Raw genomic sequence first — 17,772 nt, forward strand, 5'->3', positions numbered from 1 at the left:
AAAAGTGGTCATAGACGACCACCCCTTGCCACCCGGGGCGGCCTGGTAGCAAGGAAAAACCACTCAACTAACTAGGTGATCAAATACCATGAAGGCAGCACGCTTTTACGACAACAAAGACATCCGCATCGAAGACATCGAAGAACCCACCGCAGGCGCCGGCGAAGTCCTCATCAAAGTAGCCTGGGCCGGAATCTGCGGCACCGACCTCCACGAATACCTCGACGGACCCATCTTCTGCCCCACCCAGCACACCCCCCACCCCATCTCAGGTGAAACCGCCCCCGTCACCATGGGTCACGAATTCTCCGGAGTCGTAGAAGCACTCGGCGAAGGCATTACCGACCTCGAAGTAGGCGACCACGTCGTCGTCGAACCCTACATCCTCGACGAAGACGTAGAAACCGGCCCCGACAACAAAAACTACCACCTCTCAGAAAACATGAACTTCATCGGCCTCGGCGGACGCGGCGGCGGCCTCTCAGAAAAAGTCGCCGTCAAACGCCGCTGGGTCCACAAAATCTCCAAAGACATCCCCCTCGACGAAGCCGCCCTCATCGAACCCCTCACCGTCGGCTACCACGCCGTTGAACGCGCAGGCAAAATCAAAGAAGGCGACGTAGCCCTCGTCGGCGGCGCCGGCCCCATCGGCCTCCTCATCGCAGCCGTCCTCAAAGCCTACGGCGCAACCGTCATCATGAGCGAACTCTCCAGCCTCCGCCGCCAAAAAGCCCTCGACGCAGGAGTAGCAGACCACGCCCTCTCACCAGCAGAAGTCGACATCGTCGAAGAAGTCAAAAAACTCACCGACGGCCGCGGCGCAGACGTAGCCTTCGAATGCACCTCAGTCAACGTCGTCCTCGAAACCCTCATGGACGCCATCCGCCCCCAAGGCATCATCGTCGTAGCCTCCATCTGGGGCAAACCCGCACAGATGGACCTCCACAAACTCGTCCTCAAAGAAGTAGACGTACGCGGCACCATCGCCTACGTCAACAACCACCCCGACACCATCAAGCTCGTCGAATCAGGCAAAGTCAACCTCAAGCCCTTCATCACCGGGCGCATCCCCCTCGAAAACCTCATCGACAAAGGCTTCGACACCCTCATCAACCACAACGAAACCGCCGTCAAAATCCTGGTCACCACTGACCCCCAGCGCCTAGCAGACGCCCAATAAGCACAAACCAGCCAACCATAGACGGCAAACACCGGGCGGGTACCCCTACGCAAGCGGCACCCGCCCGCACCATACCCACACACCCCACCCCACTCACACCACCCAACTTAGCCACAAACCCCCACCCACCAAAACGTAACACACACCCAAAAACCACCAAAAACGCTATATTTTATACATGACAAAGAAAACAGTTACCGTAGTATCCACACTCGCGGCAACCACCCTCCTCGCAAGCTGCGCACAAACCATCGTCCCCGGCATGGGCATCGAACCCACCAACAACTGGGGCGCACGCGACGACATCACCATCGAGGTAACTGCCCAACACCACAACACCCACGCCCCCGCAACCATCACCGTCTACCAAGACCAAATGAACTTCGACGGCAACCAAGCAGACTTCAACGGCGAAGCCTACTACAAACTCACCTACAACAACCTCGCAGACCTCACCGACTCACAAATCCGCGTCACCGTCACCGCCAACGACCCCACCACCGACGTCACCTGCGCCATCAAAGGCACCGGCTACGCCCTCCAAGAAGGCGACCACGTCAACCACGCCAACCAAGCCCACGGCACCGGCAGCGCCACCTGCACCCTCAACATCGACTAAAAACCCACCCCACACCACCCACGGTGGGCACCAACAACGGTGCCCACCGCCTCCATTTAAAACACCCCACCCCAACATGCACCAACCCACCGAATATGAAAAACTAGAACCATGACCACAGGGGCACACGAAATCCGCACCATCGTCTCAGAAGCAGCAGACGAAGCCGCCAACATCGGCTACCGCATCGGCGACAAAATCCACACCTACCGCGAACGCCACGCACAAAAACACGGCCTAGAACCCGTCATCGTACCCAGCGTCGGCTACGGCACCCAAAACTGGGTCCGCATCCTCGGCCGCGCCCTCTACAAAACCGACCTCTTCGAAGAATTCTTCGACTCCCTCGAAAAAAACGACCCCACCATAGACCCAGTCCGCGGCTGGCGCTCCTTCACCTCCGTCGCCATCTCCCACGCACCCATCGACATCCACATCAACGGCCAAACCCACCGCGTCCACGCCGACCGCGGAGGAGTAGTAGACGTCAAACTCAACACCACCCTCCCACCCGGCACCCACCACATCACCCTCACCACCCCCGGCAGCCAACCCGCCACCACCACCATCTACATCGTCCCCCACCACCAAACCATCGGCATCATCTGCGACGTCGACGACACCGTCATGAACACCGCCCTACCCCGCCCCCTCGTCGCAGCCTGGAACAGCTTCGTCCTCAACGAACACGCCCGAAGCGCCACCCCCGGCATGGCCGTCATGATGGACCGCCTCCACCGCGCCCACCCCACAGCCCCCTTCATGTACCTCTCCACCGGCGCCTGGAACATCACCCCCACCCTCCGCCGCTTCCTCCACCGCAACGGCTACCCCAAAGGCACCTTCCTCCTCACCGACTGGGGCCCCACACCCGACCGCTGGTTCCGCTCCGGCCCCCAACACAAAATCAACACCCTCAAACGCCTCGCCCACGAATTCCCCCACATCCGCTGGATCCTCATCGGCGACGACGGCCAACACGACCCCGAAATCTACAACGGCTTCGCCGTCCGCTACCCCAACAACGTCGAAGCCATCCTCATCCGCAACCTCACCTTCGGCGAAACCGTCCTCTCATCAGGCCGCGTCTGGGGCGACAACCGCGCTCGCGATATCACTAAGGGCGACCTCTGGCTTGAAGGCAATGACGGCACTGCCCTCTACGAGCAGCTCAAAGAGCGTGGCCTGGTCTAAAACAGCACCGTTTAAACACCCTCAGGGGCGCCCTTGTCAAGCCTGACTGAGCACCCCTTTGAGCGACACACCCCTGACCAAAAAACCTTAAAAAACGCCTCTAGGCAGCTCCCAAAACTCAAGGCTCAATTTAGGGTTGAAATCCCTTCCCCTGATATCACGCGGGACGCCCGGGCTCCAGTCTGTAAGGCCCCTGCAACTGGTGCACGAAAGGTCACATCTGCCCTCTTGAGCTCCTTCCACAAAGCCCTTAATGTGGATAACCCCCTTAAAGCCTGCAAACGCGCGGAAGGGGCTGTGGATAGAAGATTACTTTAAAAACTTTTGTAACTAACCACAGCATGTAGGGCTAGATGCGCTCTTGAAACACTAGATGTAGTATTAAATCTCGGTTCAAGCCGCAGGGCTAAAACTGCCGCCAACCCAGTAAGTGGGCTCTCTGCGAGCCCTTTGCCAGAAACTTCCCGCCACCAGCGGGACACCAAGGAGAATCCCCATGACTGTTACGGTGTACACCAAGCCTGCCTGCGTCCAGTGCAACATGACCTACCGCGCTCTCGATAAGCTCGGCGTCCAGTACAACACCGTTGACATCACCGAGGACCCCGCCGCCCTGGACCTCATCAAGGGTATGGGCTACCTGCAGGCCCCTGTCGTTATCGCCGGTGAAGATCACTGGTCAGGCTTCCAGCCCGACAAGATCAACGCCCTAGCTAGCGCCGCAGCCTAAACCCCATAAACACCTGCCCGGGGGAGTAGGCAGCGCCCACCAGCGTCCGCACCCAGGGCATTTTCTCGCACTTTGTGCACCCCTAACCAGCACGACTAGATCCAGGCACCTGCCCCTATGGACACCACAGACACCACCGGCCAACCCACCATCGTCTACTTCTCCTCTATCTCAGAAAACACCCACAAGTTCGTGCAGAAGACCGGAATAAAAAGCATCCGGCTGCCACTGAAAACCAGCCAAGAACCCCCACAGGTTACCGGCCCCTATGTGCTGTGCATCCCCAGCTACGGGCGGCCCGGGGGGTCAGGGTCCATCCCGCCCCAGGCCGTGAAGTTCCTCAATAACCCCCACAATCGGGAACTTCTACAAGGAGTCATCGGCTCGGGAAACACCAACTTCGGTGAACTCTTCTGCGTAGCAGCAGAAAAAGTCGCCGCTAAATGCCACGTTCCAGTGCTCTACAAATTTGAGCTCATGGGCACCGAAGAAGACGTAGAAACTGTTAAAGAAGGATTGGAAAAATTTTGGATTCAAAACTCCCTGTACCCGGCCTCAGCGTAGAACCCGGCCACGAGGACCCAAGCACCCCCGAAAAATATCGCGGTATGGGGTACCACGAACTGAACGCCCTGCTGAACCTCTACGACGAGAAGGGCCAGATTCAGTTCGAGGCAGACCGTCAGGCAGCCCGCCAGTACTTCTTACAGCACGTCAACAACAACACTGTTTTCTTCCACGACCTGGAAGAAAAGATTGACTACCTCATCAAGCACCAGTACTACGAGCCTGAGATCTTTGAGAAGTACTCCTTCGACTTCGTCAAATCTCTCTCGAAGCTGGCCTACTCTAAGAAGTTCCGTTTCCCCACCTTCCTAGGTGCCTTCAAGTTCTACACCTCCTACGCACTCAAGACCTTTGACGGTCAGCGCTACCTAGAACGCTTCGAAGACCGCGTGGTGATGGTTGCCCTGTTACTGGCAGAAGGCAATGAGGCACTGGCCACCAAAATTGTTGAAGAGATTATCTCCGGCCGCTTCCAGCCTGCTACCCCCACCTTCCTCAACGCCGGTAAGAAGCAGCGCGGTGAGCTGGTTTCCTGTTTCCTGCTGCGCATTGAAGACAGCATGGAATCCATTGGGCGTTCTATTAACTCTGCCTTGCAGCTCTCTAAGCGCGGCGGTGGCGTGGCTTTCGCCCTGACCAATCTGCGTGAAGCTGGGGCACCCATCAAGAAGATTGAGAACCAGTCTTCAGGCGTCATCCCCGTGATGAAGCTATTAGAAGACTCCTTCTCGTACGCTAACCAGCTTGGTGCCCGTCAGGGTGCAGGTGCAGTCTACTTGCACGCCCACCACCCCGACATCTACTCCTTCTTGGACACCAAGCGCGAAAACGCCGACGAAAAGATCCGCATCAAGACCCTTTCCTTGGGTGTTGTGATTCCTGATATCACCTTCGAACTGGCTAAGAAGAATGAGGACATGTATCTCTTCTCGCCCTACGATGTTGAGCGTATCTACGGGGTGCCGTTCTCAGACATTAACGTCTCAGAGAAGTACTACGAGATGGTTGATGATGCTCGCATCAAGAAGTCAAAGATTAATGCTCGTGAGTTCTTCCAGACCCTAGCTGAGATTCAGTTCGAGTCTGGCTACCCCTACGTCATGTTTGAAGACACCGTCAATAAGGCTAACCCCATTGACGGCAAGATCATCATGTCTAACCTTTGCTCTGAGATTTTGCAGGTTTCTGAGCCCTCTGCTTACAACGCTGATTTGAGCTACGCGACCGTTGGTAAGGATATCTCCTGCAACCTCGGCTCCTTGAATATTGCCCTGGCTATGGACGGCGGCGACTTGGGCAAGACTGTTGGCACCGCTATCCGTGCCCTGACCTCTGTCTCTGACCAGTCTGATATTGCTTCTGTTCCTTCTATTGAGCGCGGTAACTCTATGAGCCACGCTGTTGGCCTGGGTCAAATGAACCTGCATGGCTACCTGGCTCGTGAGCACGTTTACTACGGTTCTGAAGAGGCTTTGGATTTCACCAATATTTACTTCTACACCGTCACCTACCATGCGATTCGTGCTTCTATGGAGATTGCTCGTGAACGCAAGCAGACGTTTGCGGGCTTTGAGAAGTCTAAGTATGCATCGGGGGAGTTCTTCGAGAAGTACATTAACGGGACTTGGGATTTTGAGACTGAGCGGGCCCGTGAGCTTTTCGCTGGCCACTTTGTGCCCACTGCTGAGGATTGGCAGCAGCTGGCGGCCGATGTAGCTGAGCACGGTATGTATAACCAGAACTTGCAGGCTGTTCCTCCCACCGGTTCTATCTCTTATATCAACGGTTCTACTTCTTCGATTCACCCTATTGCTTCGAAGATTGAGATCCGTAAGGAGGGTAAGCTGGGGCGCGTCTATTACCCGGCTCCTTACATGGATAATGAGAACCTGGATTACTACCAGGATTCTTATGAGATTGGCTACGAGAAGATTATTGACACCTACGCTGTTGCTACCCAGCACGTTGATCAGGGGCTGTCGCTGACTCTCTTCTTTAAGGACACCGCTACTACCCGCGATGTTAATAAGGCTCAGATTTATGCTTGGCGCAAGGGTATTAAGACCATCTATTATTCACGTATTCGTCAGATGGCTCTCGAAGGTACTGAGGTTGAGGGCTGTGTGAGCTGTATGCTCTAGAGCTTGAGGTGGGGTAGGGGTTTGTGCCTTTGAGGTGCGGACGCCTGCCCCGGCTGGGAGGGCCCGTCATCTTCTGTGTGGGGTGGCGGGTTTTCTATGCCAAGCTTTATAATCTATATAACTGATAAGTTAAACTGATTATTTTAGGCTGGCGCCCATGAAAAATTTTTCATACGAGCAGGCGGGAACCTTACGTTACTCGGTATTTAGAATGCATCGACGACTGAGGAACGAAACTGACTCCCACTCACCACTCTCATTTGCTGAAGAAACCGTACTCGCCCAGTTACAGGCCGCCCCGAGGCAGACCGGTGCTGAATTAGCCCGCTTCCAGCGCATGACACCACAGTCCATGAACAAAATCGTGGCTTCACTCCTGCGCCGCGGCTATATCGCCTCAGGCAAAAACCTGCACGATAAACGCCGCAAAGAGCTCTACCTAACAGACCAGGGGAGTAACACCATTAACTCCATCATCAACCGCCGCGACCGCTGGATCGTAGAGCGAGCCGACGAAATATTGACCGCAGAAGAGGCCGCACAACTCGCTGCGGCCCTGCCCCTGCTACGCCGTCTGGTCGACAGGGAAACCAAGGCCGAACGCCTAGCCGCCCAGCAAGAAGAAGCGGGCGCGGACGTCCGCCCCTAAGATGTTCACCCAGCCGCGCCAGGTGCAAATTCTGGCTAAGGGTGAAAGAATAGAACCAAGCCATTTTCAGGCACCCCAACCACCCCACAAGAGGAGAACTCATTACCATGAGTGAGAAGGTCGAACTGGTCAAACACGTTGAAGCTATCAACTGGAACCGCATCGAAGACGAAAAAGACCTTGAGGTCTGGGACCGACTGACCGCTAACTTCTGGCTACCCGAAAAGGTGCCGCTCTCAAACGATGTGCAGTCCTGGAAGACCCTGACTGACGAAGAAAAGCAGCTCACCATGCGCGTCTTTACCGGCCTGACCCTACTGGACACCATCCAGGGCACCGTCGGCGCTGTGTCCCTACTACCTGACGCCGTCACCGCCCACGAAGAAGCCGTCTACACCAACATCGCCTTCATGGAGTCGGTGCACGCCAAGTCTTACTCATCCATCTTCTCCACCCTCTGCTCCACCAAAGAAATCGACGAAGTCTTCCGCTGGTCCACCGAAAATGAGCACCTTCAGAAGAAGGCTCGCATCGTCATGGACTACTACAAGGGCGATGACCCCCTCAAAAAGAAGGTCGCCTCAACCCTGCTAGAGAGCTTCCTCTTCTACTCAGGTTTCTACCTGCCCATGTACTGGTCTTCACACGCCAAGCTCACTAACACCGCAGACCTTATTCGCCTGATTATTCGCGATGAGGCCGTACACGGCTACTACATTGGCTACAAGTTCCAGCGCGGCCTTGAGAAGGAAACCCCCGAGCGTCAGGCAGAACTCAAGGAATACACCTTCGATTTGCTCTACGAACTCTACGAGAACGAAGTGGCCTACACCCACTCCCTCTACGACGGTGTTGGCCTGAGCGAGGACGTCAAGAAGTTCCTGCACTACAACGCCAACAAGGCACTGATGAACCTGGGCTACGAGGCCCTCTTCCCGGCCTCCGTCACCAACGTCTCCCCGGCCATCCTTTCAGCTCTCTCACCCAATGCCGACGAGAACCATGACTTCTTCTCCGGCTCCGGCTCCTCATATGTGATCGGTAAGGCCGTAAACACTGAAGATGAGGACTGGGACTTCTAAAAGGCCTAGTCACACTTAGAGATTAGCCCCTCGCCATACCCCGAACTAGGGGAGCGGTGAGGGGCTGTTTTTATGGGAGTGAAACCGAGCCTCCGCACTTATTCTGAAAAAGCCGCAACTAGTTGCGGGTAAAACAGAATAAATGCGGGGTAAAACTGATTCACCTAAAGCGAGTACCCTTGATATTGAACCCTCCGAGCAGAAAGAGAGCCATGCCCGCGCCTATTACCAGCTATCAGCAGGCCGAGAAGATTTTGGCTGCCCAGCTGTCCATCGACCTGTGCCTTCCGGAGCAGGCCATTGATATCGCCCAGCAGCACGGCTCGACCCATCTTTCAGCGCGTCGAATCCCCCTCGACCAGATGCACCCGGCCCGCCGCCGTTACCGGGACCAGTGGGAGTTGCGTCTGATTAATTACCGGGGGCTCACTGTCATTTGCGCCCAGCACCCGCGAGTACGTGAGGCGGCGGATAACCTGCTAGCGGGCGACAACGGTAACTGGGTGGGGGACTATTCTGAATTGCGTAAGCTCAACGACTACCTCACCCCCTACGCTCTGCAGATGAGCGGTACTTCGCTCTTTTTTACTCCTGGTAGGGATTTTTTTACTTCCCAAGGTACGGACGCCCGCCCCGGCTTGACTGCCGGGGGTTATACGGTGCGCTGGTTGGAACCTTCAGAGTTCGCCTGCTACCGGGATAACCCTGATTTTGAGAATGCTTTGGGTTTTAAGGAGTTGCGCCCTGATGTGCAGGTGCTGGGTGCTTATGCTGAGGGGGGCCTGGTGGCCTTGGCTGGTGCTAGTGAGGATTCTGATTGGTGCCGCCAGATTGGGATTGATGTGCTACCTGAGCACCGGGGTAGGGGTTTGGCCTCTTACCTGGTCAGAGAGCTGTCGCAGGCTATTCTTGCTGAGGGGTTTGTGCCTTTTTATGGTACTAGCCCGTCGCATATTATTAGCCAGCAGGTTGCTTTGAATGCGGGTTTGCGCCCGGCCTGGTGGGAGTTTGTGTCGACGAGTTTGAATGAGATTTCGGTGGACTGATGCTGCACCTTGAGCGGGTTGATCCCGCAACCAGTGGAACCATGGCCGAGCTGGTTGATTCTGCACTGATGACCGTCCGCGCAGTAGGTAGGGGGGAGGCTCCTAGTACGTTGCGGCTTTACCGTCCTGAGCCGACGGTGGCTTTTGGTCGCAGGGATGAGCTTAACCCCTGCTTTTCTCAGGCCCGTGATGTTGCACAGAATCATGGGTTTGAGCCTCTGGTGCGGACGGTGGGTGGGCATGCTGCTGCTTACCATTCGGGGTGCCTGGTGGTGGATCATTTTCAGAGGGCTTCTGATGCTGTGAGCGGTAATCATGAGCGGTATGGTGTTTTTGGGGCTATGTTTGCGCAGGCTCTTACGAGGCTGGGTGTTCCTGCTGGTGTGGGTGAGTTACCGGGTGAGTATTGCCCGGGTGAGTATTCGGTTTGGGGTCAGTTGCCTGGTGGCCGGCGGGTTAAGCTGATTGGTACTGCTCAGCGTGTGGTTGTGGGGGCTTGGTGGTTCTCTGCGGGCATTGTGGTTGCTGGGGCTGATGAGTTGCGGGCTGTGACTGCCGGTGTTTATGAGGCTCTTGGTCTTCCCCTTGACCCGGCAACAGTGGGTGCAGCAACTGATATTGAACCTTTATTAACCGTTGATGATCTTGAAGATGCTGTGATTGAGGCCTATGAAAGTGAGGGTTTTTCATGTGTGGACGCTATGCCCTTGAGCTAGCCCAGGAGCACCCCCAGTACTTGGCTGGGGTTGAACTCAGCGACCCTATCACTAATTACAATGTGGCGCCCACCAGTACGGTGCCGATTTTGGTCGACCGGCTGGTGAGCCCTACCGGGCTGGCGGGTGCGGACGCTGGCGGGCAGGCGGGTGCGTCCACCCAGTAAGGACGTGGGTAATGTGCGCAACAATGCCCCGTACCTGTTGGACCCGGTGGAGGACTTACTGACTGGTCTGCCAGGGGTCTAGGCTACCGGGGGGCTAGATAGTCTCTGGTGTCTAGAGAATGTCGTCGTCTTCGGGGAACCAGCGGTTGAAGTCTAGGGTCAGGTAGAGGGCTAGTGCTGCGGCGTTATTTTCGCTGATGCGCACTGAGACCTGCTCGTAGCCGTCATCAAACATCTGGTCGATGCTGCGGCGGATGAGCTGTTCTGCTAGGCCTTCGCGGCGGCGTGAGGCTGCGGTGAAGAGCTCGTAGATGGTGGGGATGTCCTTGGGTTCGGTGACCATGCGGTGTTTGAGGCAGAGGGAGGCTGCGATGATGCGGCCGTGCTCGTCAACGACTACGGGTGAGGCTTCGGTGTAGAAGTCGCCGTGTTCGCCTTTGAGTATGCGTTCCATTTCGGTGGTGGCGTCGGCTTGTGAGGCGAATCGTTCGCCGTCGTAGGAGGCGAAGTAGAGTCGCGCCAGGGCTTCGGCGTCGTCGAGCTGGGCCAGGCGGGTGCTGATGGTGAGGGGTTTCCGCGCTTTTGTGGTGCGTGAAATCAGGGTAATCAAGCCGCTCATGGTGGGCCTCCTTGTGGGTCGGATTTTGATTTACACTGTGATGTATAGAATACTCTGTTGGCTGATGATTGCCTACGGTTTCGCCGATTATTCACCTTGTCAACAGAATATTGCCCTCTAGGGCAGCTCCTTAGCTGGCAGACTAGGGGTGTTGAGACAGTTGAGCAGAAAGGACGGCCGGGGTGAAGTTTGCACAGGTCAGGCGGGCAGGTGCGGCCCACGCAGTAGTTGAACAGGGCGGACGCTGGTACGAGCTTGACCAGCCCCTGCAGGATCTTGTGAGCGCGGGGGTATTACCTGCAGATGACCTTGAAGAAGTGGGGGCGCAGCCTGCCCAGGTGAGTTCTGGGGATTTTATTGCTCCCTTGAGTCAGGTGCAGCGGGTGCTGTGTGTGGGGCTGAATTTTACTGATCATGCTGAAGAGGTGGGGGCGCAGCTACCTAGGTATCCTACTCTTTTTACGAAGTTCGGTAATGCCTTGGTGGGGCCGGGTGAGGTGATTGAGCTTCCTGCGGAGAGCACCAAGATTGATTGGGAGGTGGAGTTGTGCGCGGTAGTGGGCCGCCGGGGCCGTCGCATTCCTGAAGAGCAGGTGGATGAGCACCTGCTGGGTTATACCGTTTTGAATGATGTGTCTGTGCGTGATTGGCAGGGGCGCACCTCTGAGTGGTTCCAGGGGAAGAATTGGGACCGTATGACGCCTTTTGGCCCGGTAATTGTGAGCCCTGATGAGCTTGATATTGCAGGTGGTCTTGCTATGACGTGTAGTGTTGATGGTCAGGTGCGGCAGCAGGGAACTACTGCCACTATGATTTTTACTCCGGCTCAGGTGGTGAGCTATATTTCTACTTTTATGACGCTTGAACCTGGTGATCTTATTGCTTTGGGGACTCCTGCCGGGGTGGGGCTTTCTGTGCGCCCGCGTCAGTGGCTGCGCGAGGGGCAGACGGTGGTTTCTGAGATTGAGGGTATTGGTTCTTTGACCAACGAGTGCAAGGTGCTCTAGGTGCCTTGAGAATCAGAAGGGGCCACTATTTTTGGGGGTTTTAGGGCATAGAGAAACCTGCAAGCCGCTGGGCGGTTTGCAGGTTTCTTGCTGTATGAGCTTTGAGCTATTTAGCTACTTAGGCGGTGTGCTCGCAGGTTGCGCATTCGCAGCTCTTGCAGTCGCAGTTGGCGCAGGCGTCGTTGCAGTCCTTGCATTCACAGGTGTTGTGGTTGCAGGTTGCGCAGTCGCAGTTCTTGCAGTCGCAGTTGGCGCAGGCGTCGTTGCAGTCCTTGCATTCGCAGGTGTTGCATTCGTCGTAGTGGTCGCCGTGCTCGCGGTGTGCGTGGCCGTTGTGGAGGTAGTCGATGTGGTCGAGGTGTACTACTGAGCGGTGGCCGCAGTCGGTGCCGTGGGTGTGCTCGTGGGTTTCTGCTTCGCGGTGCAGGGGTGAGGTAGTCATTGTTTATTCCTTTGTGTGGTGGTGGACGTCGGCGATGATGTGTTTGATGTGGTCATCTGCTAGCTGGTAGAAGGTGTTTCGCCCTTCGTGGGTGCTGGTGATGACCTGTGCCTCTTTGAGTATTTTGAGGTGGTGGGAGGCTAGGGGCTGTGATACCCCTATGCAGGTGTGAAGCTCGCTGACAGTGTGGGGGCGCTCCATGAGGTGGTGGCAGATGGCCAGTCTCAGGGGGTGCGCTAGTGCTGAGAAGAGCGCTACGGACGGTTCGTAGGTTTCTAGCGGGTAACTCTCAACGGGTTTCATAAATAAAACTTTATATAAAGAACTCTTTATTTGTCAAGGCGTGGTTTAACCCTCACTCGCCGCGCAGGCAGGCGGGGGAGAGCTTGGGGTATTCTGTACCTTGTGTCAAAACGTTCTTTGTGGTCAGAAAGCAGCACCAGCATGGTGATTCACGGCGATAATCTCGCCGTGCTCAAAAACCTGCCCGCAGAGAGCTTCCAGCTCATCTACATCGACCCTCCCTTTAACACCGGCAAGGTGCAGAAGCGCCAGAGCATTAAGACTGTGCGCGCTGAGGGTGCCAGCCGGGTTGGCTACAAGGGCCAAACCTACGAAACCATTAAGGGCGATATCTACGGCTACTCAGATTCTTTTGAGAACTACTGGGAGTTCCTAGAGCCCCGCCTCATGCAGGCCTGGCGCCTTCTCAAACCCAGTGGCACACTCTACTTACACCTGGACTACCGTGAGGTGCACTACGCCAAGGTGGTGCTCGATGCCCTCTTTGGCCGCGAGTCCTTCTTGAACGAGATCATCTGGGCCTACGATTACGGTGCTAAGTCCAAGAAGAAATGGCCTGCCAAGCACGACAATATTCTGGTTTACGTCAAAGATCCTGAGAACTACTACTTCAATTCTGAGGCTGTAGACCGCGAACCCTACATGGCGCCCGGGCTGGTCACCCCTGAGAAGGCGGAGATCGGCAAGCTACCTACGGACGTCTGGTGGCACACCATTGTCTCACCCAGCGGCAAGGAGAAAACCGGTTACGCCACCCAGAAGCCCCTGGGTATTTTGCGCCGCATTATTCAGGCTTCAAGTGCTGAGGGGGATTGGGTGCTGGACTTCTTCGGTGGTTCTGGTACCACTGGTCACGCCTGTGCCCAGCTTGACCGAAAGTTCTTGCTTATTGACCAGAACCCTGAGGCTATTAAGGTCATGCGCAAGCGTTTCAAGGCTGTAGACGGGTTAGAGACCACTTTTAAGAAGTCTCGCGCTAAAGCCTCTCTTGATGTAGCGAAGACCACTCATAAGGTGTCATTGCGCAAGAAACAGCGATAAATGGCCTAGAAGCGGTAAAATTGGCTTTGTTCTGCACCCTCGTACCGTGCAGATGTAAAGCGAGCTCACCCGTTGTAGGGGTGGGCACATCTAAAGGAGACAATTTTGTCCGCTCTTTCCATTTCCGTCGCAGGTGCCGCCCAGCAGGTTGAGGCAGGCACCACCGCAGCCGACCTCTTCGCTGAGAACCCTGACATCGTCGTTGCCCGTATCAACGGCACTCTGGTTGATTTGTACACCGAACTGACTGATGGCTGCACCGTTGAACCCGTGTCTATCCACGAGGAAGACGGCCTGAACGTCCTGCGTCACTCTACCGCGCACGTCATGGCCCAGGCCGTGCAGGAATACCGCAAGGACGCCAAACTCGGCATCGGCCCCTACATTACCGACGGTTTCTACTTCGACTTCGACGTTGAAGAGCCCTTCACCCCTGAGGATCTCAAGAAAATTGAGAAGAACATGGTGAAGATTATTAAGAGCGGTCAGACCTTCCGCCGCCGCGTTGTCACCCAGGCTGAGGCTGAGGCCGAGATGGCTAACGAGCCCTACAAGCTGGAACTGCTCGCTCTATCCCAGGGCCCCGGCTCCGGCGCGGACGCCGCTGAGGGCGCCTCCGTTGAAGTAGGGGAGGGCGAAATCACCATCTACGACAACGTGAACAAGAAGGGTGAGACCGTCTGGAAGGATCTCTGCCGCGGCCCTCACCTGCCCAACACTAAGCTGATTGCTAACGGCTACGCGCTCATGCGCTCCGGTGGCGCCTACTGGCGTGGCTCTGAGAAGAACCCCATGCTGCAGCGCATCTATGGCACTGCCTGGCCCACTAAGGAAGAGCTGGTTGCCTATAAGGACCGCATCGCTGAGGCTGAGCGCCGCGACCACCGCCGCCTGGGTGAAGAACTTGACCTCTTCAGCTTCCCCAAGACTGTTGGCCCCGGCCTGCCCGTGATTCACCCCAAGGGTGGTGTGATTCTGCGCGCCATGGAGGACTACGTGCGCGCCCGCCACATTGAAGAGGGCTTCGAGTATGTGAAGACCCCGCATATCTCTAAGGAAGATCTCTTCTACACCTCCGGCCACCTGCCCTACTACTCAGACGGCATGTTCCCGCCCATGGAAGACGACGGCCAGGCCTACCGTCTCAAGGCCATGAACTGCCCCATGCACAACGAGATTTTCCGCTCCCGCGGCCGCTCCTACCGTGAGCTGCCCCTGCGTCTCTTCGAGTTCGGCTCTGTCTACCGTGACGAGAAGTCCGGCGTGCTCTCAGGTCTAACCCGCGTGCGCATGATTACCCAGGACGACTCCCACTCCTACGTCACCAAGGAGCAGGCACCTGCTGAGGTGGCCCACCTGCTCAAGTTCATGCTCTCCCTGCTGGAGGACTTCGGCATGACCGACTTCTACCTGGAACTCTCCACCCGCGACACCGAGGGCGATAAGAAGGACAAGTTCATCGGTACGGACGAGCAGTGGGAAGAAGCAACCGCCATTCTGGAGAAGGTCGCAGCCGACACCGGCCTGGAACTGGTAGCTGACCCGGGTGGTGCAGCCTTCTACGGTCCCAAGATTTCTGTGCAGGCTAAGGACGCAATCGGCCGCACCTGGCAGATGTCGACCGTGCAGTATGACTTCAACCAGCCCGCCCGCTTCGGCCTGGAATACCAGGCATCAGATGGCACCCGCCAGGAGCCGGTCATGATTCACTCGGCCAAGTTCGGTTCATTTGAGCGTTTCATGGGCGTGCTCATTGAGCACTACGCCGGTGCTTTCCCTGCCTGGCTGGCACCCGTTCAGGTGATTGGTGTACCGGTTGCTGAGGCCTTCAATGACTACATGGGTGAGGTTGCTGCCAAGCTCAAGGCCCGCGGCGTACGAGTCGAGGTGGATTACGGAACCGACCGCTTCCCCAAGAAGATCCGTACCGCGTCTAAGGAGAAAGTACCCTTCATCCTGATTGCCGGTGGCGAGGACGCCGAGAACGGCGCGGTCAGCTTCCGCTTCCGCGATGGCTCCCAGGAAAACGGCGTGCCCGTGGACGAGGCCGTGGAACGAATCGTGAAGCATATTGAAGAGCGGGTGAATGAGGATTCTATCTCCTTACAATAGAAAGCAGATATAATTTACTCATTAAGGCTCATCACATAAAAGGGTTCAAATGCTATTGCTTATATCCTGATTCACTTCGTTCATAGGGCGACTAACCTAATTCAACGAAAAGTTGATGTTTTGTAAATAAACCTAATTTATAATTAGTGTTGATGCTGGAGGAGAAAATTGACCAGGCAGGATATTTATAGTAATTTTTTTAATTTAAACAACTTAATAAAATACGGATATTATGATGCTCCAATAAAAATAAAAATCAATCATTATGATCAATCGGTTAATTACGGATTGCCGGATTCGATATATGAGGGCCTGTTTGATCTGGAGGAGCTGATTGATATCCTTAATAGTAGTAAGATATCATTGCCGGAAGAACGACTAGATACTGAACCTTTAGTATTTTCAATATCAAAGACAGAGTTTACGAGACGTGTGTATAAATTTCCAAATTTTTACTCCTACTATATTATCTGTAAGTTCCTAGTCGATAAAAAAGAAATAATTAAAACCGCTTTTAAGAATGATATTAACTCAACTTCCAAATATTTCAATATCGAAGGGTATGAATATGAAAAAACAAAAGAAATAGAAAAAAATATTTTACAATTTGGGAAAAGTGTTTTAAATTTAGATTTATCAAATTTTTACCCAACTCTTTATACTCATAGCATTGATTGGGCAGAACGCGGAAAAAATCAAGCCAAAGCCTCCAGAAAAACTACTATACCTGGGCAAATTGCTCTGGACCTTGATCAGCTTATTAGAAACTGTCAATTTGGTGAAACGCACGGTGTCCCTACAGGGACATTGATGGCAAGGGTTGTGACTGAATATTACATGACTTTTTTTGATGCTAGGTTGCGTAGTTCAAATTATCAAACATTTACAAGATACGTTGATGATTTTAAGTTTAGTTATATTAGCGAGCAAGAAAAAGAAGGGTTCTTACGCGAATTTACAACTATTTGCAATGAGTTGGGTTTAAATATTAATACATTTAAGACATATGTTGAGAGTTATCCAAGTGCAGAAAAGCATAGTAAGGCATTCATAAAAAACTGGAATCTCGAGTTGAATTCTCGAAAATGGGATTCAACATTGCGTTCTTCAATTCATAATGTGATTGACCGTTGTGTTTATGATGAGAAATCTGGTGGAAAGGGTTACCTAAAATATCTATTTGCATCATTGCGTTTTAAAATCAGTAATGAGGACACTAGCACCGATCGAATTTCGGAAGTATTTCTAGAATCTGGAACTTCTAATGGAATTAGCATTTTTGAACGATTGCTTGATATTTCTCTTTCTAACCCGTCATTAACTAATAATTTTCTAAGATTTTCCACTGTGCTTAAAGATTATGGCAATGATATATCTTTAAAGATAAATAGGATAGTAAATAAATATTACTCGGATAAATTGAATATTTCAAGTTTGATAAAATTATATTCTAAAAACAATCTCCATCAAGAGTTATATCAAATTTTACTGTACGCCTATGAATTTAAAGTACATTTTGAAATCCAATCGTATGTTAAAGACATTTTCACTGTAGACTCAGATGACTTCAGTATGATATTAGCTATAATGATTTGTTATAGAAATATTCAATCCGGAAATGATTGGTTAAACATTCTGTCAGAAATAGATTCGGTACTTATACAAACTCACTCATCATATGAAGATCTTTCAAACTATTCAAGAATGAGAGAGCAACACTGGCTGCTACGTTACTTTATTTACACTTTTATTAGCTCAGGATATATAGAAAAGAGGGTTGTGAGCCAATACTCCATGGGAAAAGGTTATAAAAATTATCGAAAGGGAGGATTTAAGACAGAATTAAATAGTAGATATATATTCAATATCAATAAGGGTGATGTCGTCTCAAAATTCTACGAAGAATTGCTTGATAACGATGTTAATCTAATTAACCTATCTGATTTGTAGATTATCTAATCTTCCCCACTTTTGTTCAATTATTAGGTTTATGGTTTTGCCCAGAGTCAATCCGGGTGTGCTGAGCTTTGTGAATAAAGTGCAGTTGATGTGATTCTTGCTTCTCTTGAATAATTAATTATAGAGGCTTATTCAAAAGTAGACACGCACCCCACACCCACCAACTAGACAACGGCCCCACCCGCGGCAAAAATATGA

General features: G+C 53.5%; 18 protein-coding genes. 15 read left to right on the plus strand and 3 right to left on the minus strand.

Annotated features, from left to right (window positions below):
• The first annotated feature begins 88 nt into the window (after positions 1 to 88).
• From ACEE09_RS08730 to ACEE09_RS08780, 11 genes are all read left to right on the plus strand, one after another.
• Positions 89 to 1,180 carry a 2,3-butanediol dehydrogenase gene (locus tag ACEE09_RS08730; RefSeq protein WP_449083904.1) on the plus strand — a complete coding sequence of 364 codons (1,092 nt, stop codon included), beginning with the start codon at positions 89 to 91 and terminating at the stop codon, positions 1,178 to 1,180.
• A 178-nt stretch (positions 1,181 to 1,358) separates the two neighbouring features.
• Positions 1,359 to 1,799 (plus strand): hypothetical protein, encoded by a 441-nt coding sequence (locus ACEE09_RS08735; RefSeq protein ID WP_449083906.1) that lies wholly within the window; start codon positions 1,359 to 1,361, stop codon positions 1,797 to 1,799.
• Between the two features lie 111 nt (positions 1,800 to 1,910).
• Positions 1,911 to 2,993: an App1 family protein gene (locus tag ACEE09_RS08740; RefSeq protein WP_449083908.1), complete on the plus strand. Its 1,083-nt coding sequence runs from the start codon at positions 1,911 to 1,913 to the stop codon at positions 2,991 to 2,993.
• Between the two features lie 496 nt (positions 2,994 to 3,489).
• The gene (gene nrdH, locus ACEE09_RS08745) at positions 3,490 to 3,723 is read left to right on the plus strand and encodes a glutaredoxin-like protein NrdH (protein ID WP_449083909.1); all 234 of its coding nucleotides are present in this window, start codon (positions 3,490 to 3,492) and stop codon (positions 3,721 to 3,723) included.
• Between the two features lie 117 nt (positions 3,724 to 3,840).
• On the plus strand, positions 3,841 to 4,287 hold the full coding sequence (nrdI, locus tag ACEE09_RS08750) for a class Ib ribonucleoside-diphosphate reductase assembly flavoprotein NrdI (protein ID WP_449083910.1): 447 nt from the start codon (positions 3,841 to 3,843) through the stop codon (positions 4,285 to 4,287).
• On the plus strand, positions 4,251 to 6,431 hold the full coding sequence (nrdE, locus tag ACEE09_RS08755) for a class 1b ribonucleoside-diphosphate reductase subunit alpha (RefSeq protein ID WP_449083912.1): 2,181 nt from the start codon (positions 4,251 to 4,253) through the stop codon (positions 6,429 to 6,431). The genes nrdI and nrdE overlap by 37 nt, the downstream gene beginning before the upstream one ends.
• 157 nt (positions 6,432 to 6,588) lie before the next feature.
• Positions 6,589 to 7,080 carry a MarR family winged helix-turn-helix transcriptional regulator gene (locus ACEE09_RS08760; protein WP_449083914.1) on the plus strand — a complete coding sequence of 164 codons (492 nt, stop codon included), beginning with the start codon at positions 6,589 to 6,591 and terminating at the stop codon, positions 7,078 to 7,080.
• A 107-nt stretch (positions 7,081 to 7,187) separates the two neighbouring features.
• Entirely contained in the window at positions 7,188 to 8,162 is a 975-nt protein-coding gene (nrdF, locus tag ACEE09_RS08765; RefSeq protein WP_449083916.1) for a class 1b ribonucleoside-diphosphate reductase subunit beta, read from the plus strand.
• 212 nt (positions 8,163 to 8,374) lie between these two features.
• Entirely contained in the window at positions 8,375 to 9,208 is an 834-nt protein-coding gene (locus ACEE09_RS08770; protein ID WP_449083918.1) for a GNAT family N-acetyltransferase, read from the plus strand.
• Complete coding sequence (locus ACEE09_RS08775) at positions 9,208 to 9,924, plus strand: lipoate--protein ligase family protein (RefSeq protein ID WP_449083920.1); 717 nt, start codon at positions 9,208 to 9,210, stop codon at positions 9,922 to 9,924. The genes ACEE09_RS08770 and ACEE09_RS08775 overlap by 1 nt, the downstream gene beginning before the upstream one ends.
• Positions 9,897 to 10,091 (plus strand): hypothetical protein, encoded by a 195-nt coding sequence (locus tag ACEE09_RS08780; RefSeq protein WP_449083922.1) that lies wholly within the window; start codon positions 9,897 to 9,899, stop codon positions 10,089 to 10,091. The genes ACEE09_RS08775 and ACEE09_RS08780 overlap by 28 nt, the downstream gene beginning before the upstream one ends.
• 112 nt (positions 10,092 to 10,203) lie before the next feature.
• Here ACEE09_RS08780 and ACEE09_RS08785 read toward each other — a convergent pair whose 3' ends face one another.
• Positions 10,204 to 10,710, minus strand: a complete 507-nt coding sequence (locus ACEE09_RS08785; protein ID WP_449083924.1) for a GNAT family N-acetyltransferase — start codon at positions 10,708 to 10,710, stop codon at positions 10,204 to 10,206.
• Positions 10,711 to 10,892: 182 nt separating this feature from the next.
• On the opposite strand from ACEE09_RS08785, the gene ACEE09_RS08790 reads away from it, so the two are divergent.
• Positions 10,893 to 11,717 carry a fumarylacetoacetate hydrolase family protein gene (locus ACEE09_RS08790; protein WP_449083926.1) on the plus strand — a complete coding sequence of 275 codons (825 nt, stop codon included), beginning with the start codon at positions 10,893 to 10,895 and terminating at the stop codon, positions 11,715 to 11,717.
• A 118-nt stretch (positions 11,718 to 11,835) separates the two neighbouring features.
• Here ACEE09_RS08790 and ACEE09_RS08795 read toward each other — a convergent pair whose 3' ends face one another.
• The gene (locus tag ACEE09_RS08795) at positions 11,836 to 12,159 is read right to left on the minus strand and encodes a hypothetical protein (protein WP_449083927.1); all 324 of its coding nucleotides are present in this window, start codon (positions 12,157 to 12,159) and stop codon (positions 11,836 to 11,838) included.
• Between the two features lie 3 nt (positions 12,160 to 12,162).
• A complete protein-coding gene (locus tag ACEE09_RS08800) occupies positions 12,163 to 12,462 on the minus strand; it encodes an ArsR/SmtB family transcription factor (protein ID WP_449083929.1) in 300 nt (99 codons plus the stop codon).
• Positions 12,463 to 12,603: 141 nt separating this feature from the next.
• Between ACEE09_RS08800 and ACEE09_RS08805 the strand changes: the two genes are divergently transcribed.
• From ACEE09_RS08805 to ACEE09_RS08815, 3 genes are all read left to right on the plus strand, one after another.
• Positions 12,604 to 13,503, plus strand: coding sequence for a DNA-methyltransferase (locus tag ACEE09_RS08805; protein WP_449083931.1), 900 nt, complete (start codon positions 12,604 to 12,606; stop codon positions 13,501 to 13,503).
• Between the two features lie 105 nt (positions 13,504 to 13,608).
• A complete protein-coding gene (gene thrS / locus ACEE09_RS08810; RefSeq protein ID WP_449083933.1) occupies positions 13,609 to 15,615 on the plus strand; it encodes a threonine--tRNA ligase in 2,007 nt (668 codons plus the stop codon).
• A gap of 168 nt (positions 15,616 to 15,783) precedes the next feature.
• Positions 15,784 to 17,565, plus strand: coding sequence for an RNA-directed DNA polymerase (locus tag ACEE09_RS08815; protein WP_449083935.1), 1,782 nt, complete (start codon positions 15,784 to 15,786; stop codon positions 17,563 to 17,565).
• Positions 17,566 to 17,772: the final 207 nt, after the last annotated feature.

The sequence above is a fragment of the Rothia sp. 88186D007BW genome (assembly GCF_053544215.1).

What these genes read in the sequence shown, in the direction of transcription:
- ACEE09_RS08730 (WP_449083904.1), top strand. Translation starts at nt 89, where the DNA reads ATGAAGGCAGCACGCTTTTACGACAACAAAGACATCCGCATCGAAGAC.
- ACEE09_RS08740 (WP_449083908.1), top strand. Translation starts at nt 1,911, where the DNA reads ATGACCACAGGGGCACACGAAATCCGCACCATCGTCTCAGAAGCAGCA.
- nrdH (WP_449083909.1), top strand. Translation starts at nt 3,490, where the DNA reads ATGACTGTTACGGTGTACACCAAGCCTGCCTGCGTCCAGTGCAACATG.
- ACEE09_RS08800 (WP_449083929.1), bottom strand. Translation starts at nt 12,462, where the DNA reads ATGAAACCCGTTGAGAGTTACCCGCTAGAAACCTACGAACCGTCCGTA.
- ACEE09_RS08735 (WP_449083906.1), top strand. Translation starts at nt 1,359, where the DNA reads ATGACAAAGAAAACAGTTACCGTAGTATCCACACTCGCGGCAACCACC.
- ACEE09_RS08770 (WP_449083918.1), top strand. Translation starts at nt 8,375, where the DNA reads ATGCCCGCGCCTATTACCAGCTATCAGCAGGCCGAGAAGATTTTGGCT.
- ACEE09_RS08805 (WP_449083931.1), top strand. Translation starts at nt 12,604, where the DNA reads ATGGTGATTCACGGCGATAATCTCGCCGTGCTCAAAAACCTGCCCGCA.
- nrdI (WP_449083910.1), top strand. Translation starts at nt 3,841, where the DNA reads ATGGACACCACAGACACCACCGGCCAACCCACCATCGTCTACTTCTCC.
- ACEE09_RS08780 (WP_449083922.1), top strand. Translation starts at nt 9,897, where the DNA reads ATGTGTGGACGCTATGCCCTTGAGCTAGCCCAGGAGCACCCCCAGTAC.
- ACEE09_RS08760 (WP_449083914.1), top strand. Translation starts at nt 6,589, where the DNA reads ATGAAAAATTTTTCATACGAGCAGGCGGGAACCTTACGTTACTCGGTA.
- ACEE09_RS08775 (WP_449083920.1), top strand. Translation starts at nt 9,208, where the DNA reads ATGCTGCACCTTGAGCGGGTTGATCCCGCAACCAGTGGAACCATGGCC.
- nrdF (WP_449083916.1), top strand. Translation starts at nt 7,188, where the DNA reads ATGAGTGAGAAGGTCGAACTGGTCAAACACGTTGAAGCTATCAACTGG.
- ACEE09_RS08795 (WP_449083927.1), bottom strand. Translation starts at nt 12,159, where the DNA reads ATGACTACCTCACCCCTGCACCGCGAAGCAGAAACCCACGAGCACACC.
- ACEE09_RS08785 (WP_449083924.1), bottom strand. Translation starts at nt 10,710, where the DNA reads ATGAGCGGCTTGATTACCCTGATTTCACGCACCACAAAAGCGCGGAAA.